The 22,607-nt window shown below is 66.4% G+C and carries 22 protein-coding genes; 13 read left to right on the plus strand and 9 right to left on the minus strand.

Translation table 11 applies throughout. The features are described from left to right. Positions 1–6 precede the first annotated feature (6 nt). The 4 genes from ACOQPH_RS10720 (at position 7) to ACOQPH_RS10735 (ending at position 4,576) form a co-directional block, all read left to right on the plus strand. Positions 7–1,518: an amidase gene (locus tag ACOQPH_RS10720; protein WP_420621386.1), complete on the plus strand. Its 1,512-nt coding sequence runs from the start codon at positions 7–9 to the stop codon at positions 1,516–1,518. Then, positions 1,515–2,024, plus strand: a complete 510-nt coding sequence (locus ACOQPH_RS10725) for a hypothetical protein (protein WP_420621387.1) — start codon at positions 1,515–1,517, stop codon at positions 2,022–2,024. The genes ACOQPH_RS10720 and ACOQPH_RS10725 overlap by 4 nt, the downstream gene beginning before the upstream one ends. 71 nt (positions 2,025–2,095) lie before the next feature. After that, positions 2,096–2,947 carry a fumarylacetoacetate hydrolase family protein gene (locus ACOQPH_RS10730; RefSeq protein WP_420621388.1) on the plus strand — a complete coding sequence of 284 codons (852 nt, stop codon included), beginning with the start codon at positions 2,096–2,098 and terminating at the stop codon, positions 2,945–2,947. A gap of 303 nt (positions 2,948–3,250) precedes the next feature. Then, the gene (locus ACOQPH_RS10735) at positions 3,251–4,576 is read left to right on the plus strand and encodes a D-alanyl-D-alanine carboxypeptidase family protein (protein ID WP_420621389.1); all 1,326 of its coding nucleotides are present in this window, start codon (positions 3,251–3,253) and stop codon (positions 4,574–4,576) included. A gap of 94 nt (positions 4,577–4,670) precedes the next feature. On the opposite strand, the gene ACOQPH_RS10740 is transcribed toward ACOQPH_RS10735, so the two are convergent. The 6 genes from ACOQPH_RS10740 to ACOQPH_RS10765 all read right to left on the minus strand — a co-directional run bounded on the left by ACOQPH_RS10740 (position 4,671) and on the right by ACOQPH_RS10765 (position 9,065). Next, on the minus strand, positions 4,671–5,324 hold the full coding sequence (locus ACOQPH_RS10740) for a hypothetical protein (protein WP_420621390.1): 654 nt from the start codon (positions 5,322–5,324) through the stop codon (positions 4,671–4,673). Further along, positions 5,305–5,550, minus strand: a complete 246-nt coding sequence (locus ACOQPH_RS10745) for a hypothetical protein (protein WP_419553968.1) — start codon at positions 5,548–5,550, stop codon at positions 5,305–5,307. The genes ACOQPH_RS10740 and ACOQPH_RS10745 overlap by 20 nt, the downstream gene beginning before the upstream one ends. Positions 5,551–5,813: 263 nt before the next feature. Continuing rightward, positions 5,814–7,514 carry a DNA polymerase Y family protein gene (locus ACOQPH_RS10750; protein WP_420621391.1) on the minus strand — a complete coding sequence of 567 codons (1,701 nt, stop codon included), beginning with the start codon at positions 7,512–7,514 and terminating at the stop codon, positions 5,814–5,816. Beyond that, the gene (locus tag ACOQPH_RS10755) at positions 7,480–8,361 is read right to left on the minus strand and encodes a hypothetical protein (RefSeq protein WP_420621392.1); all 882 of its coding nucleotides are present in this window, start codon (positions 8,359–8,361) and stop codon (positions 7,480–7,482) included. Before ACOQPH_RS10755 ends, ACOQPH_RS10750 begins: the two co-directional genes overlap by 35 nt. A 94-nt stretch (positions 8,362–8,455) precedes the next feature. Further along, positions 8,456–8,722, minus strand: coding sequence for a cupin domain-containing protein (locus ACOQPH_RS10760; RefSeq protein WP_420621393.1), 267 nt, complete (start codon positions 8,720–8,722; stop codon positions 8,456–8,458). A 52-nt stretch (positions 8,723–8,774) separates the two neighbouring features. Next, positions 8,775–9,065, minus strand: a complete 291-nt coding sequence (locus tag ACOQPH_RS10765; protein WP_420621394.1) for a hypothetical protein — start codon at positions 9,063–9,065, stop codon at positions 8,775–8,777. A gap of 74 nt (positions 9,066–9,139) precedes the next feature. Here ACOQPH_RS10765 and ACOQPH_RS10770 point away from each other — a divergent pair, with 74 nt between their 5' ends. Together ACOQPH_RS10770 and ACOQPH_RS10775 are read left to right on the plus strand one after the other, a co-directional pair. Further along, positions 9,140–10,432, plus strand: coding sequence for an acyl-CoA dehydrogenase family protein (locus tag ACOQPH_RS10770; protein WP_420621395.1), 1,293 nt, complete (start codon positions 9,140–9,142; stop codon positions 10,430–10,432). Positions 10,433–10,677: 245 nt separating this feature from the next. Then, the gene (locus tag ACOQPH_RS10775) at positions 10,678–12,432 is read left to right on the plus strand and encodes a hypothetical protein (protein WP_420621396.1); all 1,755 of its coding nucleotides are present in this window, start codon (positions 10,678–10,680) and stop codon (positions 12,430–12,432) included. A 229-nt stretch (positions 12,433–12,661) separates the two neighbouring features. Here the strand turns inward: ACOQPH_RS10775 and ACOQPH_RS10780 are convergent, their stop codons facing one another. Both ACOQPH_RS10780 and ACOQPH_RS10785 read right to left on the minus strand, forming a co-directional pair. Next, positions 12,662–13,774: a DUF1214 domain-containing protein gene (locus ACOQPH_RS10780; RefSeq protein WP_420621397.1), complete on the minus strand. Its 1,113-nt coding sequence runs from the start codon at positions 13,772–13,774 to the stop codon at positions 12,662–12,664. A gap of 13 nt (positions 13,775–13,787) precedes the next feature. Next, positions 13,788–15,152: a sulfotransferase family protein gene (locus ACOQPH_RS10785; protein ID WP_420621398.1), complete on the minus strand. Its 1,365-nt coding sequence runs from the start codon at positions 15,150–15,152 to the stop codon at positions 13,788–13,790. A gap of 92 nt (positions 15,153–15,244) precedes the next feature. Between ACOQPH_RS10785 and ACOQPH_RS10790 the strand changes: the two genes are divergently transcribed. From ACOQPH_RS10790 to ACOQPH_RS10815, 6 genes are all read left to right on the plus strand, one after another. Then, entirely contained in the window at positions 15,245–15,466 is a 222-nt protein-coding gene (locus ACOQPH_RS10790) for a YlcI/YnfO family protein (RefSeq protein WP_420444581.1), read from the plus strand. Next, the gene (locus ACOQPH_RS10795; RefSeq protein WP_420621399.1) at positions 15,444–15,704 is read left to right on the plus strand and encodes a type II toxin-antitoxin system RelE family toxin; all 261 of its coding nucleotides are present in this window, start codon (positions 15,444–15,446) and stop codon (positions 15,702–15,704) included. The genes ACOQPH_RS10790 and ACOQPH_RS10795 overlap by 23 nt, the downstream gene beginning before the upstream one ends. 142 nt (positions 15,705–15,846) lie before the next feature. Next, positions 15,847–16,110 carry a type II toxin-antitoxin system Phd/YefM family antitoxin gene (locus ACOQPH_RS10800; RefSeq protein WP_420444583.1) on the plus strand — a complete coding sequence of 88 codons (264 nt, stop codon included), beginning with the start codon at positions 15,847–15,849 and terminating at the stop codon, positions 16,108–16,110. Positions 16,111–16,113: 3 nt separating this feature from the next. Further along, on the plus strand, positions 16,114–16,560 hold the full coding sequence (locus ACOQPH_RS10805) for a type II toxin-antitoxin system VapC family toxin (protein WP_420621400.1): 447 nt from the start codon (positions 16,114–16,116) through the stop codon (positions 16,558–16,560). A 69-nt stretch (positions 16,561–16,629) separates the two neighbouring features. Beyond that, positions 16,630–18,699, plus strand: coding sequence for a RecQ family ATP-dependent DNA helicase (locus tag ACOQPH_RS10810; RefSeq protein WP_420621401.1), 2,070 nt, complete (start codon positions 16,630–16,632; stop codon positions 18,697–18,699). Then, a complete protein-coding gene (locus tag ACOQPH_RS10815; protein WP_420621402.1) occupies positions 18,696–19,688 on the plus strand; it encodes a DNA-processing protein DprA in 993 nt (330 codons plus the stop codon). Before ACOQPH_RS10810 ends, ACOQPH_RS10815 begins: the two co-directional genes overlap by 4 nt. Positions 19,689–19,813: 125 nt before the next feature. On the opposite strand, the gene ACOQPH_RS10820 is transcribed toward ACOQPH_RS10815, so the two are convergent. Then, positions 19,814–21,253: a type I restriction-modification system subunit M gene (locus ACOQPH_RS10820; protein WP_420621403.1), complete on the minus strand. Its 1,440-nt coding sequence runs from the start codon at positions 21,251–21,253 to the stop codon at positions 19,814–19,816. A gap of 309 nt (positions 21,254–21,562) precedes the next feature. Here ACOQPH_RS10820 and ACOQPH_RS10825 point away from each other — a divergent pair, with 309 nt between their 5' ends. Next, entirely contained in the window at positions 21,563–22,198 is a 636-nt protein-coding gene (locus ACOQPH_RS10825) for an NYN domain-containing protein (RefSeq protein WP_420621404.1), read from the plus strand. Positions 22,199–22,607 lie beyond the last annotated feature (409 nt).

Below are 22,607 nucleotides of genomic sequence, written 5' to 3' on the forward strand. Positions count from 1 at the left end.
GCCAACATGCCTGCTGATCGCCGCGACCACGACGCCACGGCGCTGGCAGCGGCATTCGCAGCTGGCAACACAGATCCGGTCGAGGCGACGCAGGCTGCGCTCGACCGGCTGGAGCGGCTGAATCCCGCCTTGAACGCAGTGATCCATCCGAGGCCCGAGCGGTCGCTGGCCGAAGCTGCCGAGGCGTCGCATCGCTGGGCGAAACGGCGCGATGCTTCCAGCGATCACGGTGACATGCCGCTCGACGGCGTGCCCATGGCAGTCAAGGACCTCGGCTGCGAGCAAGCGGGCGAATTCCATCACGCCGGGGCACGATTCCTCGTCGACCTGGAGTGGCGCGGCACGCTCGACAGCCACCTGTACCGACTGCTGCGCGACGCAGGCATGATCTCAGTGGGGCGCACGAACACGCCGGAGTTCGGCACCACGATCACCACCGAGCCGGCCGCCTATGGCCCGACGGCGAACCCGTGGGATCTGACCCGCTCGCCGGGCGGTTCCAGCGGCGGCTCGGCGGCCGCCGTGGCAGCGGGCATCGTGCCGGTCGCGCACGGCAACGACGGCGGCGGCTCGATCCGTGTTCCCGCCGCGGCATGCGGCCTCGTGGGATTGAAGCCCACCAGAGGACGGGTGTCGACCGCACCACGTCTCGGCGAGCACCGCGGCGGCTTCGCCGTCGACGGGATGCTCACCCGTACGGTGCGCGACGCTGCGCGGTGCCTCGATATCATCAGCCGCCCGGCACCCGGGGATCCATATGTCGCTCCCCCGCTGGAGCCGGGTGCGTCCTTCGCCAACGCACTGGTGACCCCGTTGCCGCGGCTGCACATCGCAGTGTCGACAGGAATCCCGAACCGTGCGAGCGAACCGGTGCGGCGGGCCACCGAGCAGGTCGCAAGCCTGCTGGACGGATTGGGCCATCGCATCGAGACCGACACGGCGCCGGACGGCTGGTTCAGCCCTGACATCGCGGACCAGATGATCGTGGTGCGCACCGTCGGCATGGCCGCTGAGGTTGCTGGGTGGGCAGAACGGCTCGGCCGCCCGATGACCGCCGACGACATCGAGCCAGCCAATTGGTGGTCGGCCGAACTGGGCAGGTCGCTGCCCGCCTCCGCCTATGTGCAGGCACTCGAAGAGCTCGCCCGCTGGCGCAGGCGCGTCATGTCGTTCTGGGACCCCAGCCCGTTCGGCCGACCGGGGACGCCGGGCGACGATCGCTGGGACCTGCTGCTCACGCCCGTGCTGGCTGATGTCACACCGCCGCTCGGCTACCTGTCCGATCCGCTCGACGGCGCCCGGCGCATCGCTGACCTGGCGCCATTCGTGAACCAGGCGAACGTGAACGGGCAGCCGGCCATCTCGCTGCCGACTGCACATGACCCCGACGGCCTGCCGCTGGGAGTGCAGCTGCATGCCGGGCACGGCAATGAGCAACTCTTGCTGGCGGTCGCCCAGCAGATCGCTGATGCCGGCGGCCTGATCCCCCTCGGCGACCTGCCGCTGGAACTGCCGTGAGTCCCCCAGAGCGGGCGCTCGCCCGAGCAGTGGAGCTGCTCGGCGAGGCCGGCGTGAGGGTGCGCAGCGCGGTGGTGGTCACCGATGCCGAGACCGCCCGGGCACACCGGCGCGTCATGACCGTCCGAGTTGCCGGTTTCGCTGTGGGCGCTGCCCTGGCGATTTCATGGGGCATCGGCTGGCTGCTGATTGTGGCCGCGGTGGTCGCTCACCAACTGCTGTTCAACGTGCTACGCCTGCTGGCGGCCACCGACGAGGGGCTCGTTCTGGCCGACATCAGCTTCCGCCGGGCCGTCATCGTCGCCCGCTGGCAGACCGGTACCGACGCCACCTTGGTGCTGCGCACGGACAGCCCGCAGGTGGAAGTCACCGTCGAGCCGCCGGTGGACAACACGGGCGTCGGCGAGCCTTGGATCGGACAGGTGAGCGGATCCGACCTCGACGGCTTCGAAACCACGATCCGGGCGGCCGGCGGCGAACCGCTGCGCCGGACGGCGACCGACTGAGTCTTGCTGGGGGCCGTCGCCACGTTCGACGACCCCGATTTCGGCGCAGCCAACAACTACGGTGACGCGCCGTGAGATTGCTGCGCTACAGGATTGGCGAGGAAAGCTCCACCCGCATTGGCCTGGCGACCGCCGATGGCGTAGCGCGACTCGACGGCCTCGAAGCGGGCGGTGAGCCGATCACCACCATCGGAGAGGCGGTCGCCGCCGCCCTGACTGATCCGGCAGCTCTCGCACAGGCACCAGTCGGTCACGCCTGGGACGACATCACGTTCGCCGTCCCGATCGATCCCGGCGCCCGCATGTTGTGTGCCGGGGCGAACTATCACAAGAAGTACCCGCTGGGCGGCAACGTGCAGGCCCCGGCGCAGCCGGTCTACTTCAACAAGCCTCCCGGCACCCTCGTCGCCCACGGCGACAATCTCGTCAGGCCGTCGGTGTCGATCCAGTTCGACTACGAGGTGGAGCTGGCGGTGATCATCGGTCGGGCGGGCCGTCACATCGACATCGCTGACGCGCTCGACCACGTCGGTGGCTACTCGGTGCTGAATGACGGCTCGGTGCGCGACTGGCAGCGCCACAGCGTGGCGGCAGGCAAGAACTTCTTCCGCTCCGGTTCCATGGGTCCGTGGATCACCACCGCTGACGAGATCGCCGACCCTGCGGCGCTGGAAGTCATCTGCCGTGTGAACGGCAAGGAACGACAGCGGGCCGGCGTCAGCGAAATGATCTTCTCGGTCGCCGAGATCATCGCTTACATATCAAGGGTGATGCCGCTCGAACCTGGCGACGTCATTGCCACAGGCTCACCCGAAGGCACCGGCGGGTCGCACGAGCCGCCGCGCTGGCTGGTTGCGGGAGATGAGATCACCTTCGAGGTCCCCGGAATCGGCGTTCTGCGCAATCGAGTGATCGACGAGTAGTCCCGCTCAGCCCGGTCTGGACTCGTTTGCTCAGCCCATGAGCCACAGCATTGCCAAGACGGTGGTGAGAAGCGGCTGAGAATCTCGAAGGGCGACACCCACAGCCGACAGGTCATCGGTACCTTGGGCCGAAGGTCGCGGTCGTCGCGTGCGATGACCACGGGCGACCGCAGGCAGACGACGTCGCCAGCCCCAGGCTGGCTTCAGCGAGGACGCGCCCCGGTGCGAGGTTCACGGCGGCAATCGCCCCCGCAATCGGCACGCCGAAAGGTTGCACACCGAGGTGCGTCACGCCGCTTCGTCGTGGCAATCGCATTCGCCCTCGTGGCCAGCGTCGTGCCGATCGCCGGTACGGGAGCGCAGTCCCAGCCCTCTGACGCTGAGCTGAAGAAGCGCCAGGAGCAGCTGGAACAGCAGCAGAAGGAGCTGGAGGCCCAACTGGCGGAAGAGCGACGCATCCGTGACGAGGCCCAGGCGGAGCTGCTTGCGAAGATCGGCGAGGTCGACCTGGCGCAGGCTGATGTCAACGAGATCCTGGAGGCCTTCGACCAGCTGAAGTTGCTGGTGAACGAGCAGCGGGCCGATCTCGACCGGGCCGAGTTGGCCCTCGCTGCTGCCGAGGCGTCGGTGGAGGCTGCGGTCGGGCGGGTCATCTCGCTCGATGCCCAGCACGACGAGCTGGGCCAGCGGGTCATCGATCTCATCGTGCAGACCTATATCGGGCACGACGCTTCGGTCGAGGGTTCCTACGGCTTGGTGCGCACCGGTGACATTTACGACGCCGCCCGCATCCGCGTGCTGATCGGCGCGGCGCTTGGCGACCTGAACGAGACCGCTGACCAGTTGCGGGCGCTCACGATCGATGCAGAGCTGGCAGTGCGCGAATTCCAGCGCGCCGAGGAACTTCGAGACATCCGCCGTGTGGAGTCCGAACGGGCGCTGGAGGATCTGCTCGACGTCGTGGAACTAGAGGCGATCGTGCTCGCGCAACTCGAGCACGAGTTCGAGAACTTGCTGTACGAGCAGCAGGCGCTGCAGGAGTGGAACGATGCCGCTGCTGCAGACGTCGCCGAGACGGCGGACCGTGTCGCCAGTGCCATCTCCGGGCAAAGGCGCATCGAGTCGGAGCTGAAACGTCGCAAAGCAGAAGTCGAACGACGTCGGCGCGAAGCGGAGGAGCGGAGGCGCCGGGAGCTCGAAGGCACCGTCGGGCAGCCCACCAGCAACAACATTCCAGCCAGCGACCTGACATGGGTCGGCGGCATTCAGGTCCACAAGTCGATCGCAAACAAGGTGCAGGACCTGGTCGAGCACGCTGCCCGCGACGGGATCCGGCTGACTGGCGGCGGCTATCGCAGCGCCTCGGATCAGATCCGGCTGCGCCGGGCGCACTGCGGCACAAGCCAGTGGGCGATCTACCAGAAACCGGCCTACCAGTGCCGCCCGCCCACCGCCCGGCCCGGTCGATCCATGCACGAGCGCGGCCTCGCCATCGACTTCCGGCACAACGGCCGCTCGATCGGCAGCCGCAAATCGACAGCATTCCGGTGGCTGAAGGCCAACGCAGAGACGTATGGCCTCCACAACCTGCCCAGCGAGCCCTGGCACTGGTCCACCAACGGCAACTGACCCAAACCCGGGTCACCAAAGTACGTCAGGCTCCCCCGACGGCGTCACGACAGAGAGTAGGACCCGCAGCGTCCTCATCGCAGCGTACGGACAGCTAGCCCCAGCCCGCCTCTTGGAGTGCTTCAGCGGCTGCTTCGGGGCAACGTCGTACCGCAGCTTTCAGTTGGCGAAGGTGGAAACGGCTCCGTGCCTCGCTGAGCACGTCTTCCCATCCCGCGTGGTAATCAACGAGCTCTTCGGACACGCAGAATTCGATGATGTCTTCAAGGCACGGCCGAAAACGCCGTCCGCCGACTGGAAGGTGGAGTCGCCGGGCAGTCCTTTCTGTCTGGCCGGACAGGTCGAGCAGACGTTGGAGAGATGCCGATTCGCCGTCGATGTGCAGGTGGGCCTCTGGGTACACGTTCGGGGCTGGCCGCACGAAGTCGTACGTGAGAATTGCCTCTCCGTCTGCGGTGGCGAGCGCATAGGCGCTCTGAGTGTTCCGCAAGTACTTGGACTCATCATCGAGTGTGAGAGTGTGGAGGATGCGCAGACCGAGGCGGGCCGGTTTCTGGGAAATCGTAAGCGGGATGAGATCGTCCAGACCGTTCGGACTATTGCCCCAGTAGCGGACGATTGCGCTTCCATGCCGATCCATCTTGGACGACAAGCGGATTCCATGTGTGACCGTCTTGTTCAGCAGCCCCGTGATCTCCGCAGCGAATTCGCGGGCCTGCCGCTCAAGGTCACCCTGCGGGCGGGTCAAAGGATGAGACGAGGAACCACATGCGTCGGGCAAGCTCACTCATGAACTCGCCACACGCGGCCTGCTGATCAAGTTCCTCCCGTGTGCAGCCAGCGGCGTCAAGAGCATCGCTCACGAGCTTGCCCACATCGTCGTCGGTGAGATGAACGACCTCGATCTCGTTGGGGTCTGCCGCGTAGGTGGGCAGTTCATCCAAGGTGCGGCCAGCGATCGTCAGTGTGGACATTGCACGGTTCCTGTGTCGAGAGTGGCGGCGATTGTCACGCCGCATCGCCCGGCTCTGCGGGAGCCACGCGCCACAGGATATTCACAGGGGGTGACATGACACGACGTATATCTGACCGATTATTCGGGGGGATAATATGTTGCACCACGTCTGACCTGCATGTTTAGGTTCCACCCCAAGTTATCATTGCCGCTCGATTCTGTTTGTAATGGTGGACGCATTTACGCGCGTACAGCACGCAAACCGCAGGTCGCCCAGCCCGCTCAGTCGTAGGTGGCTTCGCGCTGCCAGCGGCCGCCCTCGACAGCGCAGAGATGGGCGGTGCCGTCGTCGAGCACGAGTTGGAACCGCGCCTGGCGCCGTGATCGGGAACTCCACCAGCGTTCGTCCAGCGGCCAGGGTCCTGCCCATGCCGTGATGGCGCTGGCGCGCCCATCTGCCCGGCGCAGCACGGCGGGAGGTGCGCTGACCTGTGCCCTGCCGCTCACGCCCACAGGCTCGCCGTTCGCATCGAGCACCACGAGCGGCTCGGGCTCAGCCAGCACCTCAGCAGGGGCCGGCGCACCCAGCCGTCCCGGCCACGGGGGCGCTGTGTTTGATGCGCCGGTCCCACGAGGGCCGGCTGTGTTCGATGCGCCGGCTGTGCTTGAGTCGGCTTGGCCAGTGGTGCCGAACGGGAGGCGCTGTTCGAGATCGGCAAAGCGGCGGCCAGAACCCAGGCGGCCCACGGTGACCCCGTCGAAGCCCACCAGCGCCTGTACCCGGCCCATGGCTCGCTCGGCCCGCTCGTCAGCCTCTGACTGACCGCCCCAGAAGCCGAGCTGGCGCCCTTCATCGGGAGCTGTTTCGGCCACTGCCAGCCCGATGAGCGAGATACGGCCGCTGGGTCGGCTGCGATTGTCGCTGCGCCAGCCATCGAGCTGCCAGCGCACACGGTCGACCACATCGGGCGGGCTGAAACGGAACCCGTGACGCCACCGCCTGCTGGCAGTCTCGCCGTGCTCGGTCTCGGCGCTGATCTCCACGCACACCAGCGCCTGACCGAGCCGGGTCAGCTGGGCGTCGAGCTGATCTGCCAGGGATTTCGCTGCGAACGCCACCGTGTCGAGCCGGTCCGCTGGCGGATCGATCTCGGTTTCGACGCTGAGCTCGGGTCCCGCAGCGGCAGGTTGGCTCAGCCGGAAATCACGCCCGCTGGCCAGGCGGTGCGCCCATTCGCCCTGTGTGCCGAACCTGCCGATCAGGTCGGTGACAGGCAGGGCCGCCACGTCGCCCAAGGTGCGCAAGCCCAGCCGCCCGAGCACATCGGTGAAGTCGCTGGCTGCGTCAGGGTCGTCTCCCAGCGGCGAGAACGCTCCGGCCAGTGTTCGCTGCGACAGCCGGCTGAGGAAGGCTGCACTGGCGCCCGCAGGCACCACCAGCACCTGCGTCGATGGGGCTCGGGTCGATGCCAACCGGGCGGCAAGACCGGCAACGAACAAGCCGTCGGCGATGCCGACGCTGATGGTTGCACCAGTCTGTGCATCGGCCAGCACCCCGGCGGCGGTCTGGCGCACCAGCTCGGCCAGCGCCTCGTCGCCGCCGTAGTAGCGCGACGGGCCTCGGGTGGCGACGACGCAACATCCAGGTGTCAGCACCTCGACCCTTGGCGTCAGGTCTTCCAGCGCCGCGACCACAGGGGCGAAGCGTCGGGCGTCGAGATCAGGATCGCGTTCGATCAGCTCTAAGGCGGGGCATTCGGACTGGGCCTGACGGCGGCGCATTCCCGTGCGCACCCCGGCCGCGGCGGCCGCGGGCGTGAGCGCGGTGATCCGTCCGACGAACACCACCGCTGCAGGCGTGGCGGGGTCGAGTCCCGCGGCGATCGCCGACCAGTGCTCGACCTCCACCACCAGCATCCGCGGCGGGATGTCGGCAGGGCTATCGGGGTTATCCCGCATGGCGTTGTGGGGGGACGACCACATCGGTGTCGATTCCCGAGATGCCGGCCGCCGAGATGCCGGCCTGGGAGGAATCGGCCGAGGCAGGCCAAGAAACAGTGTCAATGGCACCGCGGACCCCGCTGATGCGGCCGTCGGTATCGGGCAGCCACAGGACGGCTCGCCGCGGCAGCGACGCCGCGCCGCGGCCCGTCGCGACCACCTCGGCCCGGCGCTCCCGCAGCCGTCCATGACCTTGCCCAAGACCTGTCCACGCGGCACGTTCCACCGTCAGGGTCACGTCTGGGCTGAATGCGCCAGATGCGCCGGCCCCACGAGAGCCGGCTGAGCTGAATGCGCCGGCCCCACGAGAGCCGGCTGGGCTGAATGCGCCGGCCCCACGAGAGCCGGCTGTCTTTGCCTCGGCCACCTCGATTACCACGGTCCCCCGCTCCCGCAAGCGGGCGCGCAGGCGCCGGCTATGAGCAGCCGCCAGCCGCACGCCGGCGGCCAGCAGGACCACGTCGACATTGCCGATCAGGGCGTTCAGCACCTCGGCTGCGGCGTCACCGGGTTCGTCCACGAATGCCCACCGATCCAGCGACGCCCCTCGCTCGGCCACTGCGGAGACGCCCATGCGTCCCAGCCCGACAGCAGCCACCCATCCTCCTGTGCGTGAGACCTCTGCTGCGAAGGCCGTCGCCAGGGTCAGTGCCCCCGGCCCCTGAGTGGCCAGCACCGATCCGGGAACGAGCCCCGGCTGTGTCAGCAACGGTGCCAGCTCGTCGGCGACGGGCAGCAGCCGCTCGTCATGCCCGATGTCCGCAACACGCGCTATGTCCAACGCGCCGACCCCACGAGGGCCGGCTGTGTCATGCAGCTGCACTGCCATCGCGACAGACTAGACGAACAACCGTTTCCGAGACTGCTTTATCTGCGAGCCTCTTCGAAGGCCCGCTCGCTGCCTGCCGTACGGTCCGGCCGGACTACTTCGTGCCGGCCAAGATCGTGGCGCCGCTCGGGCCAGCCTGCTCGAGGTGCACCGTGCCGGCCGCGAGCTCGCACCACTCCCCTGGTTCGAAGACTCGGGTCTCGTCATCGAGCCCAAGACGAAACTCGCCCTCGGTAACCATCACCATCGCCGAGAACTCGTGGCTGTGAAACTCGCCGTCGGCGTCAGGCGGGAACACAAAACTGCGCGGCTCGCCGTAGCCACGCGCCGCGAGCTCGGCACGAAACTCATCTTCAGTCATAGGCGCAACGGTAGCCCTCGGGCGTCGCTAGCGGCCGAGCCTGTCGATGCCGCTAGCGGTAGTGGGCAAACAGCTCTTCGATGAGTTCGGTGATGCCCTCGGAGGTGTGGCCCCGTGAGATGTCGATCGTGGCCACGTTGCCGTAGACGTGTACGTGGTCGACGCCACCGCGTTGGAAGAGGCGCCATGCCAGCAGGTCGGCCGGGTCCTCGGCACTGGCCGCATCGTCAGCACTGTTGTAGTAGCGGTGGCCTGCCCCCGTCAGCGGACGGTTGGTCTCGAAGCGCACCGTGCCCGGACGTGCGGCGGACGGTCGCTCTGCTACTCGAACGGGCTGGCCCATGGCCGATGAGCGTAGCGAGGTAAGCCAGTAGCTTGGGGCTGCTCGCAAGCCGGACTTCCCCCACAATCCTTCCTATGAAACAGGAGCCTGAAATGGCCGCTGCCGACACCGTCGAGATCACCGAGGAACAGTTCACGGCCGAGGCAACGGCGTTCCTCGAGGCCAATGCCAAGCGCAAGGCCGAACGGCGCGAGTTCGTCTGGGGCGAGGGACCCGACAATGCAGCACTCTTCGAAGAGATCGACCGCGAGCGCGAGCGGCAGGAACTTGACGAGGCGAAGGCGTGGCGAGCCACCAAATACGACGCCGGCTACGGCTGGATCGGCGGGCCGGTCGAGCTGGGCGGCAGCGGCCTGCCCCGCAAGTACGAGCGGATCTGGAACCAGCTCGAGGGCCAGTTCGATACGCCCGACGGCGGATTCTTCGGCATCGGCCTGGGCATGGTGGCCCCCACGATCCTGACGCACGCCAATCCTGAGGTGTCTGCTGACGTGCTGCCCAAGATGTTCCGAGCCGACATCGTGGGCTGCCAGCTGTTCTCCGAGCCGGGTGCGGGATCCGACCTGGCCAGCTTGCAGATGCGGGCCGACCGCGACGGCGAGGAATGGATCCTCAACGGCCAGAAGGTCTGGACCTCGGGCGCGCACTATTCCGAGATCGGCGAGGTGATCGCCCGTTCCGACTTCGATCTGCCCAAGCACCAGGGCCTGACCGGGTTCATCGTGGACATGAACGCGCCCGGGGTCGACGTGCGGCCGCTGCGGCAGATGACCGGCGGGGAGAACTTCAACGAGGTCTATTTCACCGACGTTCGGGTGCCCGACAGCCACCGTCTCGGCGACGTGAACCAGGGCTGGGGCGTGGCGCTCACGACGCTCATGAATGAGCGCGCAGCGATCGGCGGAGGGTCCGGCGGCGGCGGCAGCTTCACCAAGCTGGCAGCCATGGCCACCCACTACGGCGTGAACGGCGACGCCTTGACCCGCCAAAGGCTCGCCGAGATCTACACCCAAGGCAAGGTGCTGGGCTGGTCGAACCAGCGCACGATGGATGGGCTGCGGGCTGGTCGCACACCCGGGCCGGAGATGTCGCTGTCAAAGATGGGACTGGTGCGCCAGATGGACGCCACCAGCAACTTCGTGAGCAACACGCTGGGGGAAAAGCTGGCGGTCGACACCGGCGAATGGGGCACTTTCTCGTGGGCCGGCTACGTGCTGGGCTTCCCGGCCATGCGCATCGCCGGCGGCTCAGACGAAGTGATGCGCAACATCGTCGGCGAGCGCGTGCTGGGGCTGCCCAAGGAGCCGGGTATCGACACCACCAGCCCGTTCCGCGATCTGAGGGTGGGGACCCAGCGCTCTGAGTGAGCTAGTACCTCTGAACATCTCAGCTGGGCTCACATGAAGCGTACTGAGAATTATCTTCGTTGTTCGTGAAATATCGTCAAATACTGGACTGCAACAGCAGGGTCCTTAATTCCAACTGACACATAGCGTCCTACAGCGGCGATCCAGACAATCCCGCGCCGTCGGACGCAAGCGGCCATGTGCTGATCGCGACGACGCCCTGCGCTATTGGGCGCTGTCGAGACCAACGGACGTTCCGGCGAGAAGTGACCGGCACGGACGACGAACAGCGCCTGCTGAGAATCATCGGGCGAATGCCGCTTGCGAGCGCCGCAAACCTCGCACCGATCCTGACCATCGGAGCGCAGCAGCTCCACCGGCAGCTGACCGTGCTGCAGGATGCGGGCTGGCTGGCATCGATCCGCAGGGGAATGTCCGAGCAGGCGCAGGATCGTTGGTTCCTCACGCGCCGGTCAGTGGATTCGTTGTATACGACCGACCACATGCATCACAGCCCGCGCGAGGTGGCCCGCGCCGCCAGCCTCAAGCGTCTCCGCCCGGCGGCCGAGGACCTGAGCGGGCTTGATGCGGGATTTGCGACGGACCACGATCACCTGCCGCACATCGAGGATGTGCACTTCTCACCCTTCGCCCAACCGGCTCCCTCCAGCAGTGTCCCGCCAGAGTTCCACGAGCACCCGCCGTGGACGGCCACTGCACGGGGTATCCGGTTATGCGTGCGGCGCCTCGCCATGATGGAGGCGCTGTACCGGATTGCGCCGGATCTCATGCGCAACGACCAGGTGATCTGGCCGGCCGACGGCGTCCCAGTCGATGCCAGCTGGCACATGACGGACTTCCGCATGCTGCGGCGCGGCGGTTTCTACCACGCGGTAGCCCGTTACGGCTCGCCGATCTGGGTCACCTTCACCTACGTGGGGCTGCATGCGACCGAGCGGGTGCTCCGGCGCAAGCAGGAACATCGGTTCTGGGGCCTCGACAGCTACACCCACGAACAGGATCACTACTTCCGGATAGCGAACCGGGTCTTCTACGAAGATCCGGAGCAGACGGTCGAACCGTCGGCACAGGTCATCATCGCCGCCGACGCGTGGGCCGCGGATCTCGCCCGCCGAACGCTCGACGAGACGGCGCCCACACTCATCTGTACTGCCGACGGCCACTGGGGCGATGCCACCGAGCTCTGTCCGTCCCGTGACAGCATCTCAGATCCACCTGAGCATCCCCAGCTCGGACACCCGGAAATCATGCGACGCTGGCGGGTGCGCAACCGTGATCTGATTGCGATCAATGGCCCGGCCGGATACCGGGCCTTCACCACGATTGCTCAATTCCCAGCGATGCACGCCTCGTGGCTGCACGAACTCGTGGGCGGTTCGTCGCAAGCGTCCGACGAGACGTTCACTCGCCTGGTCGATGTTGGACTCGTGGTCGTCTTCGACGAGCGCTTCTACCTGGCTGAACGCGGAATGCGACGCGCCGCCAGCCTGAGCCGAGTGCTGCCTGGCAGGATTCGCAGCCGGCATGCCGCCTATCTCGAATCCGGCTACCGGCGCCAAGAGCTGCGCCACAACGACGGCGTCAACCAGATTGTCCTGCAGTTCGCCCGCGAAGGCGTGGGGGTGTTCGCCGGCTGGAGAGGCGAGATCAACCTGCCGGGCATCACCCAGGTCAAACCGGATCTCGTCGCCCTCGTTGCCGACGGCCCGTTCGGGGCAGGTCCCTACAGCATCGAGTACGAACGCACCGCTACGACACCGGCCGAAGTGCACCGCAAGCTGGGTCCGTACCGCAGAAGCGCTTGGCATGGACACTCGCTGCCGGTGCTGGTGATCTGCGACACTCAGCGAGCGGTGCACAATTTCGAGAACACGATCTTCGGCCTGCCCTTGCTCGCGACCGATTTCGAAGCGGCCATGGCCGGACCGCTGACCGGCGATGCCACCGTGTGGACACGCGAGGGCAAGGCGGTGTCACTGCATTGCCGTGGGACGCAGTGAAGTCAGTCGGCTGTTGGCCCGTGCTGAACGTCGAGCTCGGGCATGGGAAAGTCGGAGAGATTCGCTGTGGCCAGCGCTGCGCAGTACGCCGACGGTTGGTGCCCGCTCGATGACTTCCTGGGTGATGCCCGCAAGTCGGTCGATCGCTTCCGGGCTGCCGTGGAGTCCTACGGGCGAGATCCGGACGCCGTCCCGATCTCGATGTACTGCTTCAGCCGCCGGTGCAGGGTCAGAGGCGGGTGGGGAGATCGGCTAGCGGTACCAGCTCGGCTTGGGGGGTGTCGATGTCGCCTTCGGGCAACATGAAGCGCCAGAAGGCGATGCCGAACGGGCGGCCTTCGGTGTCGAGCCAGTTGGGGGTGCCGGGGTCGGTGTGGGAGATGACGGCCGTGAAGCCGCCGTCGGCGTCGGCAACCATCTGGGCCCGGTTGAGCGAGATCGAACGGTTCGCGTAGTCGAGCGACTGCAGGTGGCGGTTCCACAGGCTCACGTTGGCGTAGCGGCAGCGGGGCCAGCGGCCCCTGATCACCAGCGCCTCGTCGGGACCGACCACGAACGGCGCCAGGGCGTATGCGGCGTCGGTGGCGGCGAGGCCGAGGTCGCCGGGCATGCCGGGTGGCGGGAACTCGTTCGGCACCAGGGAGACCCACGAGCGGGGTTCGCCGTCGATCATCGGCGGGCGGTCCACGGTGAGCTCGCGCACCAGCGCGGCGACCCGACGGATGCCGGCGCTGACCGAGGCATCGGACGATCGGGGCGGGGGCGTGCCGTCGATGACCTCGATATGCATTGCAGGCACGCGGTTTGGATCTGTGGCCGCGTGCGTGACGTCCTCGAAGTAGTGGCGGCAGATGATCGCCCCTTCTTGCGGAGGCAGCGCCAGCCAGTTGCGCTGCCGGGGCTCGCCGCCGAGGAGGAGCTCGAAACGGCCGTCGGCGTCGACGTCGAGGGTCGTGTCATTGATCACGCACAGCACCTGGTTGTCCATGGACCCCCACCCAGCACTCGACTCGACGGTGATCGACACGTAAGTGGCGCCCTTGGTCTCGCCCCGCACGCGGTACGCATGGCCGGCCGACACCGGGGCCTCGAAGTAGACGGTGTCGGGGTTGTCGCCCAGCAGTTTTTGACTCGGCGTTACGAAGCGCTGGAAGCGAGGGGCGGAGGGGTCGCGCTCGAACAGCCCGACCAGCCCCCACTGCAGGTAGTGCATCAGTGCCCGGTGGGCGTCGACCGCGTCGTCGTCGGTGTGCAGGTTCCACTCGGGCGAGATCCAGCGCTCGTCGGCTTCGCGCAGCATGTCGATGAGCTCACTCAGGGCCCGGCGGGAATCAGTGTCCATGATCGGGGCCGGCTCAGCCTTCTGGATCCAGGCCGAAGTGCTCGATGTATTGAGCGGTGGCGGCACGTATGCCGTCAGTGGTCAAGCCCCAGTCCTCGGGTTGGTAGCGATGCGCGCCGTACTTGCCCTTGGGCTTGTGGGCCAGGTAGTCCCGCACGGCGGCAGCGTAAGCGTCGGTCAACGGCACGCCCATTTGTTCGAACGCCGGACCCAGCGCGGCCACCGGGTCGCTCACGAGCTGTGTGTAGTTGATGTCGACGAAGCGCTCGTCGGGCACGGCGCCGGTTGTTCGCAGATTCACCGAGTCGTTGAGGGCGAAGGCGAAGGCATCGTGCACGAATTGGGCGTTCCCGCCGACGTCCACCTCGGAGAAGCGCATCCAGTGGACCATCGCGGTGATGCTGGCTGTGGAGGCCATGGTGCGAGCCGGGTCGCGATGGGTCTGCACCACCCACGCGTCGCCGAAGGCCTCGAACAGCTGCGGCAGCACGAAGAGGTGTCCGGGCGTCTTGAGCACCCATTGCGTGCCGACGGTGCCGTGCTGGAGCACTTGGAGGATCTGGCGCTCGTAGCTGTAGTTCACCGCCAGGTCGGGAAACCAACCTTGCAGCGGGGCGATCATGCTCCAGTGGAAACCGGCGAAGCTGCCTTGGGTGAGCGTGATGCACTCGACGGGCAGGTCAGCCCGGAATTCGTGCATGGCTATGAACTCGGGCTGGATGTCAGCCCAGAACTCCTGCTCACACTCCCCCAGTTCGGTGGGGTCCGCGAGGCCTGATTCTGGCAGTGGCACCGGATGAAGCGCCTCGGCACCGATCGGGGCGCGCAGGTCCGGGTGCAGGTCGAGCAACTCGAACAGGATCGATGTGCCTGATCGGGCGGGACCGGCGATGATCACCGGCGCGGCCACGGGCTCGGCGGTGATCTCAGGCTTGGCATCGATGGCAGCGGTGAGCAGCATGCGGGTGCGCAGCGAGCGCAGCAGCTCCTGCTTGGTCATCAGCCGGCCGACCAGGTGCATGGGCGAGGCGTCCAGGTCGGCGACCAGAGATTCGAAGCGTTCCTGCCAGCCGGGATCGCCGAGATCGCCCGCCGGCATGCCGCCGACCGAAGCAGTGGCCTGTTTCAGCAGCTCGCCGGCGTCGATGGGCACGAGGTCCCCGGGCCGGCCGCCGACCGAGTCAGCCATAAGGTTGATGCGCCGCACCCAGTCAGGTCGGGTGAACCGTTCGGCCATAGGGGCGAGCGCCACAGCGTCATGAGTCATACGGGCGGCAACGTACCAGCACGCCGTGACGTCGTGGCCGTGCCGATTGCCCGCCTTGACCCCGAACCAGTCGGCCGACTCGGTGCCCTCAAACGGGCACAACTCGATCAAGCACTCCGCTACGCCCTCGACATTGGTTGAATGTCAGATGAAGTCGATGACTGTATAGTCTGTGAAGCAGCCTTACTGCGTGGGAGAAGGACATGAGCCAGATCACCGCCCGAGTACCTGACGAACTGGTAGCAGCGTTGGATTCCGCCGCGGCCCAGCTCAAGCGCAGCCGTGCCGAAGTCGTTCGACACGCGCTGGAGCGCTACCTGGAGGACTTCGACGACCTCGACATCGCACTGCAGCGCCTGCGCGACCCGTCCGATCCGGTGATCGATTGGGACCAAGCCAAGCGTGCACTACTCGATTCGGATTAAGCGCAGCGCCGAGCGAGAACTCGCCCGCATTCCTCGCCCGCAACGCCAGCGCATCGTCGCTGCAATCGACCAGCTCGCCACGCAGCCGCTTGCTGGCAGCCTTCTCAAGGGTGGTCTGCGGGGTCTGCGCCGGATCCGAATCGGCGATCACCGGGTGGTGTATGAGTTGCTCGACACAGAACTCGTTGTGCTCGCCGTGCGTGTCGCCCACCGACGAGAGGCGTACCGCCGCAGGTAGGCGGCGATCCACTCGTCGCGGCGGCTGCGCAGCGTCGTGTCGGACACCTCGCCGTCCACCTGGTCGTCCATCCGCGCGGCCTCTTATGTACAATTTCGAAAATCTTATTTGTACATTTCGGTTCCACTGGTACGGTCTGAATATGAACGTTGCAGCCACGGAATTCCGAGCCAGGTTGCGTCACTGGCTGGACTGCGCCCGCTCTGGCGAAGAGGTGGTCATCACCGAACGTGGCGTTCCTGTCGCAAGGCTCTCGGGTATCGACTCGGCTCCGACCATCGAGCGACTGACTGCGCACGGCGTGATCTCGCGACCCGTGCGAGGTGACCGACCTAAGGCGACTGGACAACGGCGTCCTCGCCCTCGCTCGCCCTTGTCGGATCTGGTGAGCGATCAGCGCCGCTGAGCAATGGCCATCGCCTACTTCGACGCCAGCGCGTTGGTGAAGCTGATCGTCGACGAACCGGGCAGCGAGATTGCAGAGGCGATCTGGGACGGATGCGACGCAGCCGTGTCCAGCAGGCTGGCCTTCGCCGAAGTCTGCGCTGCGCTCGCCGCCGCTGGCCGGCGAGGCGACCTCGACGAGACAGAAGTCGTGGACTGCGAGCAGCGCTGGCAACAGATATGGGCCAGCGTCCAGCCAGTCGAGCTCAGCGAGCGCGTCGAACAGTCCGCTGGCCAGCTTGCGCGACGCCACAGGCTGCGCGGAGCCGACGCTGTCCACCTGGCGAGTGCGCTGGTGCTCGATACCGCCGACCTAGTAGTCGCGGTGTGGGATCGCCGCCTCCACGACGGCGCAGTAGCCGAACATCTAGCCGTCGTCCCTGCCACCTTGCAACGGCCGGCGAACAACTGAGAACCGTGTGAGCCGCGTTGTGCCGATTCCCGAAGCTCCAGATGCACTGACGACATTGGACCGGGAAAGATGAGTGATTCCTCCCTTGCCATAGATGCGCTCGGCTTGCTGCGCAAGCTGACGGGCGATCCGGCTGCCGACTTTCGAGATGACCAGCTTGACGTGATCCGCCGATTGGTCGACGACAGGGGCCGAGTCCTGTTGGTGCAACGAACTGGCTGGGGCAAGAGCGCCGTCTACTTCATCGCTACCAAGATGTTGCGTGATGGGGGCCTAGGTCCGACTCTGCTCGTTTCACCGCTGCTCGCATTGATGCGCAATCAGATCGAGGCGGCAGAACGCCTCGGCGTACGCGCCGTCACCATCAACAGCTCCAACCGCGACGAATGGGAAATGGTCATCGCACAGATCGAAGCCGACGAAGCGGATGTCGTGCTGATCTCACCCGAACGGCTGGCGAACCACGAATTTCGCAGCGAGGTGCTTCCGGTCATAGCTGCGCGATGCGGTCTGCTCGTCGTCGACGAGGCCCATTGCATCTCCGACTGGGGTCACGACTTCCGGCCGGACTACCGACGGCTCGTTCGCGTGCTCGATCTGCTACCGCCACAGATACCGGTGCTGTGCTGCACCGCAACGGCCAACGACCGGGTCGTTACCGATGTCATCACGCAACTCGGGTCCGAGTTCGAGACAGTGCGCGGGCCACTCGGCAGGGACAGTCTGCGATTGCACGCCCTGACGATCCTGTCGCCACCGGAGCGTCTGACATGGCTGGCGGCGACGCTGGCGAAGCTGCCGGGCACCGGCATCGTGTACTGCTCCACCATTCGAGACACCGAACGCGTCGCGGGCTGGCTGGTCTGCGAGGGCATCGATGCTGTGGCCTACAGCGGTGGGACCGAATCGTCCCGGCGACCCGAGATCGAACAGGCACTGCTTGGCAATTCGGTCAAGGCGGTCGTCGCGACCTCCGCGTTGGGCATGGGCTTCGACAAGCCAGACCTGTCGTTCGTGATCCACTACCAGTCGCCGGGATCGCCAGTCGCTTACTACCAGCAGGTCGGAAGGGCGGGCCGGGGAGTGCCGGAGTCGTGGGGCATCGTGTTGCGGGGCACCGAAGACGCCGACATTCAGAACTATTTCATCGAGACGTCGTTTCCCAACCCCCGGCTCGCTGAGCACGTCGTCGGACTGCTGGAAGAGCGCCACGAGCCGATGCGGCTCAACGAGTTGCTTCCGGAGGTGAACGTCGGCAACAAGCGTCTCGAGAATCTCCTGAAGAATCTGGAAGTGGATGGCGCAATCGAACGCGTCGGCAGCCGGTGGCAACGGTCGCTGCGACCTTGGAGCTTCGAGCACGACAAAGTCGAAGCGGTCACTGCGTTGCGCCGCGCCGAACTCGAACAGGTGCGCCAGTACATCGACACCGACCAGTGCCGAATGCAGCTCCTGAGGCAGCATCTCGACGATCCGGTCAGCGAGCCGTGCGGCTCGTGCGACAACTGCACCGGCGACACCATGGCGCTGACGTTCGATCCGTCCGAGGTGCAACGGGCAGTGGAGTTCTTGCGCAGCGAGGCCATGGTGATCCAGCCCCGCAAGCAGTGGGCGGGCGGTAAGTCGATCCCGGCAGAGCTTCGACTTGCAGAGGGTCGAGCGCTTTCGCGATGGGGTGACGGCGGCTGGGGCAACCTGGTACGCAAGGGCAAGCAGTCGGATGGCCGATTCGACGAACGCTTGGTGGACGCTGTCGCGGAACTCATCAGCGACAGGTGGCGGCCCGAACCTGCACCGACCTGGGTCACGTTCGTGCCATCGCGCCGTTACCCCACACTCGTTTCCGACTTCGCCATCCGGCTCGCGGACGCGCTTGGGCTGCCGTGTCACGATGCGGTCGTGCAGGTTCGCGACACGCAGCCACAGAAGTCGATGCGGAACAGCCATCAGCAGTTCCGCAACGTTGACGGGGCGTTCAGTATCAGCGGCCCGGTGCCCGAAGGCGCGGTGCTCCTAGTCGACGATGCCGTCGATTCCCGTTGGACGCTGACGGTCGTGGGAGCGCAGCTACGTACCGCCGGAGCGGGACCCGTGTTCCCCTTGGCTTTGTCCGAGACGTCCGAGAGGGCGGGCGGGTGAGGCGAGGAGACGATGCTCTGGCGACGATCTCTCTCGTCAGCCGCCTGTGTGCCGACGGAGTGCAGCCGCTGAAGGCATCGGAGTTCTGGAAGCTGTCAGCTCGCTTGGGCAGCGGACCGAGTTGCCTGCGGGGAATGAATGTCGACGACCTCGCAGCGGCGCACGACTTCATCGGCGACTTCGCGCAGCGCATCGGTGCTCTGATGGGCCGAGCCACGGCACTCGCGTTCGAGTTGGAGCGACTCGAGCAGTCGGGTATCCGAACGCTCACCCCGTTCGACCAGCACTACCCGACACGCTGGCCCGAGCGCCTCGGGCCCAAGGCGCCGCCCTTGCTCTATGCGGCGGGAGCGACCGAACTGCTCGACACCGCCGGTCTCGGAGTCGTGGGCAGCCGCGACGTAAGTCCCACCGGCGCCGAGGTCGCCATCGAGGCTGCGAAGTGCGCAGTCGTCCGCAACATTCCGCTCGTTTCGGGCGGGGCTCGAGGCGTCGATCAGCTCGCAATGAATGCGGCACTGGATTCGGGAGGCGCAGTTGTGGGTGTGCTGGCGGACTCGCTGTCACGCAGGCTCCGCGACGCCGACATCCGCGCAGCGATTCATGATGGACGAGCCGTCATGTGTGCGCCGTACAGCCCCGACGCCGGCTTCAGCGCCGGCAACGCAATGGGACGCAACAAGCTCATCTATGCCCAGGCCGACGTCACGCTTGTGGTCGCGAGCGACCAGGGCTCAGGCGGCACCTGGACGGGCGCAACCGAGGCACTCGACCGCCGATTCGGCCGGGTCGCGGTCTGGCGAGGACCCGGCGAAGGCCCGGGCAACGAGGGCCTCGAACGACGCGGTGCCGTGCCTATCTCCGAAATCGAACAGCTCGACACCTTGCTCAACGGTGGTGACGTTGACTCCAACATCGACGCGCCCCCACCCGTCGCCTGTCCAGAGCAGGGAACGCTCTTCGACGGTGCGAGACCGGCATCGATATAGAACTCGTCGCTCTTGCCGAAGTCGCTAGCGCGGCGGGCACCCGGGACTCGGTGGAGCCGACGAGGACCTGGTGGTGGGATTCCACGTCGCCTCGGTCCACTCGATGTTCGTGCGCTCGCTCATGATCACTTCGCTTCGGCCGTCGTGGCGAGGCTGTCGGCAAGCGCTTGGATCTCGGCGAGGGCGGCTTCGAGGTCTTCGGCGATCTCGGCGGCGAGGACGTCCGGGGGTGGCAGGTCGTCTGCGTCCTCGAGACTCTCGTCTCGGAGCCAAAACAGATCCAGGCTGACCTTATCGCGAGCCATTAGCTCGTCGTAGGTGTAGCGCTTGAACCGCTCGGACTCCTTGCGCTTGTGGCGAGCGTCGGCCCGGTAGCAGGCAACGAAGTCGTCCAGGTCGACCCTGGTGAGCGGGTTCTGCTTGAGGGTGAAGTGCCTATTGGTGCGCAAGTCGTACACCCATAGCTCGCGGGTCCACGGGTCCTCGGCGCCCTCGCGGCGGCGGAAGAACAGCACGTTGGCCTTCACACCCTGGGCATAGAAGATCCCGGTCGGCAGCCGCAGCAAGGTGTGGACCTCGCAGTCGTGCAGCAGCCGCCGGCGAATCGTTTCGCCAGCGCCCGCCTCGAACAGCACGTTGTCGGGCACCACCACTGCCGCATCCCCGCCGATCTTGAGCAGGCTCACGACATGCTGGACGAAGTTGAGCTGCTTGTTGCGGGTCGTCGCCCAGAAGTCCTCCCGCTCATAGCTGTCCGACGACGACCGGCCGAACGGCGGGTTGGTCAGCACCATGTCGAAGGGCTTGCCGGGCGGGTCCCGCAGGGCGTCGTCCACAACGATCGGCGAGTCCGACTCGGGGCTCTCGATGCCGTGCAGCAACATGTTCATAGCGCACAGACGCGCAGGCAGATCGGCGATCTCCCAACCCGTGAACGCACCCGAGCGCAGGTGAGCGACCTGGTCGGGTTCCAGATGCGGGAACCGCTCGACAATCGACCGATACGCGCCCAGGAAGAACCCGCCGGTGCCACATGCAGGGTCGCAGATGCGGTGGTCGGGCTCGGGCGCCATCACATCGACGATGGCGTTGATGAGCGCCCGCGGCGTGAAGTACTGACCCGCTCCCCTGGCGCCCTCCTGCGCGGTCTTCTCGATCAGACCCTCGTACGCGTCGCCCTTGAGATCAGCGTCGTAGCTCATCCACTCGTGCCGGTCGATGAACTCCTTGATGAGCTGTTCCAGCTTGGCCGGCGTCTGGATGCGGTTGCGGGCCTTGTGGAACACCACGCCCAGCATGTCCTCGCTGGTGCCCAGCTCCGCCAAGCACTCGCTGTAGTGGGCTTCGAGCTCCGCTCCCGACCGGTTCAGCAACGACTGCCAGTCGTACTCGACGGGAACGATGCGGTCGCCTCCGAGCATCACGTACTGCTCATCGGCCATCTTGAGGAACAGCAGGTACGTGAGCTGCTCCAGGTAGTCGCCGTAGGACAGGCCGTCGTCACGCAGCACATCGCAGAAGTCCCACAGCTTCTGCACCAACGCCTTCGGGTCGTGTGCGGGCATTAGCTCACGCTATGCCGCGAGGCCAGTCAGCGAAGCATTCACCGGCGAAGCGCCTTGTGCCCCCAGGAGCCAGCAAGCTCAGGTCACGCGACACCAATGCGCAACGGTCGGCGAAATCGGCTTCGGTACGCGGAGCGCACAGGTCTACGCTGCGGTGTCCATCGACGGCACCGACTGGAGCGAACACATCCCGAGAGTCGGATTGAGCAGGTCGAGGACAACTCTGCGGCGGTCTGCGCTACAGTCTGGTCACTGCTCCCCGCCTTCCCGGTTCTCCGGGAATGGCGGGGCATATTCGTTTCGGGGTGGATGATGGCGACGCGGGTGGAGCTGTTCGTGGACTACGAGAACGTTCGTCACGGCGCTCGGGAAGTGTTCGGTGATCCCCGCAGGGCTCCATCGTTGTTTGGGCATGTGTTGCCGCAACGCTTGGGGGTGTTGGTCACACAGCTCGGAGAGGCAGTGGATCCCGACCGGGAACTCACGGGCGTGACGGTGTACCGAGGCCGGCCTGGGCCCAAGAGCGGCCCCAAGCGACAGTCGGAGTTCGCACGGCGGGTCGCGGCCTGGGAGGCTCAGCCGTTGGTGAGCGTCAAGACCCGCCCGCTGCGGTACCACGTCGCAGGGCGCGACGACGCCGGACGGGCAGTGGCATGGCGGCCCCAGGAGAAGGGCATCGATGTTCTCATGGCACTCGACATCGCTATAGGCGCACGCGACGACCTGTACGACGTGGCGGTGGTGGCGTCCGAGGACAGCGACCTCGTGCCCGCAGTCGAGGCAGCGCTGGATGCCGGTAAGCGAGTTGAGACAGCGATGTGGTGGAGTCCCGCTGAGCCGCGACGGCGGCTGCGAGTGCCTGGCCACAACGTGTGGAACCACAAGCTTGACGAGCGCCGGTTCGCCCACCTACGCGACGACACCGACTACTTGGCACTGTCCTGAACGGCCCAGCGTGGCCACGTAAGGGCGCAAATGATCAGCCCGACCGACTACGAACTAGCCGACACCAGCTAACCGACCTTCCACAATTTGGGGGGAAGCCCGGGGCGCCAGCGGCTGCGACTCGATTTGACGTGGCGGTACGAGATGCAGCTGCGCGATGGTCGCGCGCGAGCGCATGCAAGGCGTGGATGGTCCTCGAAATAGCGTCGGGAGGTTGCTCGCCGGACGATGTCTGCGTCAACAGCGTGAGCGTCCAACTCACAGGCAAGGCGACCGAGAGGCGGGCAACGAGCGACACTTCCGAGCCTCCCCGGTGCGGCCTCAAGTCGGGAATCGGAAGCGAGCCAGACAATCCCCGCAGCGCTCACGATCATGCATGCAACAATGCCCCGTGGCGCATTCGACGTGA

Origin of the sequence: Candidatus Poriferisodalis sp., from assembly GCF_965221945.1 — a bacterium.
GTDB lineage: Bacteria > Actinomycetota > Acidimicrobiia > Acidimicrobiales > Poriferisodalaceae > Poriferisodalis.

What these genes read in the sequence shown, in the direction of transcription:
- ACOQPH_RS10720 (WP_420621386.1), top strand. Translation starts at nt 7, where the DNA reads ATGCCTGCTGATCGCCGCGACCACGACGCCACGGCGCTGGCAGCGGCA.
- ACOQPH_RS10745 (WP_419553968.1), bottom strand. Translation starts at nt 5,550, where the DNA reads ATGTCCACACTGACGATCGCTGGCCGCACCTTGGATGAACTGCCCACC.
- ACOQPH_RS10750 (WP_420621391.1), bottom strand. Translation starts at nt 7,514, where the DNA reads ATGTGGTCGTCCCCCCACAACGCCATGCGGGATAACCCCGATAGCCCT.
- ACOQPH_RS10755 (WP_420621392.1), bottom strand. Translation starts at nt 8,361, where the DNA reads ATGGCAGTGCAGCTGCATGACACAGCCGGCCCTCGTGGGGTCGGCGCG.
- ACOQPH_RS10760 (WP_420621393.1), bottom strand. Translation starts at nt 8,722, where the DNA reads ATGACTGAAGATGAGTTTCGTGCCGAGCTCGCGGCGCGTGGCTACGGC.
- ACOQPH_RS10765 (WP_420621394.1), bottom strand. Translation starts at nt 9,065, where the DNA reads ATGGGCCAGCCCGTTCGAGTAGCAGAGCGACCGTCCGCCGCACGTCCG.
- ACOQPH_RS10770 (WP_420621395.1), top strand. Translation starts at nt 9,140, where the DNA reads ATGAAACAGGAGCCTGAAATGGCCGCTGCCGACACCGTCGAGATCACC.
- ACOQPH_RS10780 (WP_420621397.1), bottom strand. Translation starts at nt 13,774, where the DNA reads ATGGACACTGATTCCCGCCGGGCCCTGAGTGAGCTCATCGACATGCTG.
- ACOQPH_RS10790 (WP_420444581.1), top strand. Translation starts at nt 15,245, where the DNA reads ATGAGCCAGATCACCGCCCGAGTACCTGACGAACTGGTAGCAGCGTTG.
- ACOQPH_RS10800 (WP_420444583.1), top strand. Translation starts at nt 15,847, where the DNA reads ATGAACGTTGCAGCCACGGAATTCCGAGCCAGGTTGCGTCACTGGCTG.
- ACOQPH_RS10805 (WP_420621400.1), top strand. Translation starts at nt 16,114, where the DNA reads ATGGCCATCGCCTACTTCGACGCCAGCGCGTTGGTGAAGCTGATCGTC.
- ACOQPH_RS10810 (WP_420621401.1), top strand. Translation starts at nt 16,630, where the DNA reads ATGAGTGATTCCTCCCTTGCCATAGATGCGCTCGGCTTGCTGCGCAAG.
- ACOQPH_RS10820 (WP_420621403.1), bottom strand. Translation starts at nt 21,253, where the DNA reads ATGCCCGCACACGACCCGAAGGCGTTGGTGCAGAAGCTGTGGGACTTC.
- ACOQPH_RS10825 (WP_420621404.1), top strand. Translation starts at nt 21,563, where the DNA reads ATGATGGCGACGCGGGTGGAGCTGTTCGTGGACTACGAGAACGTTCGT.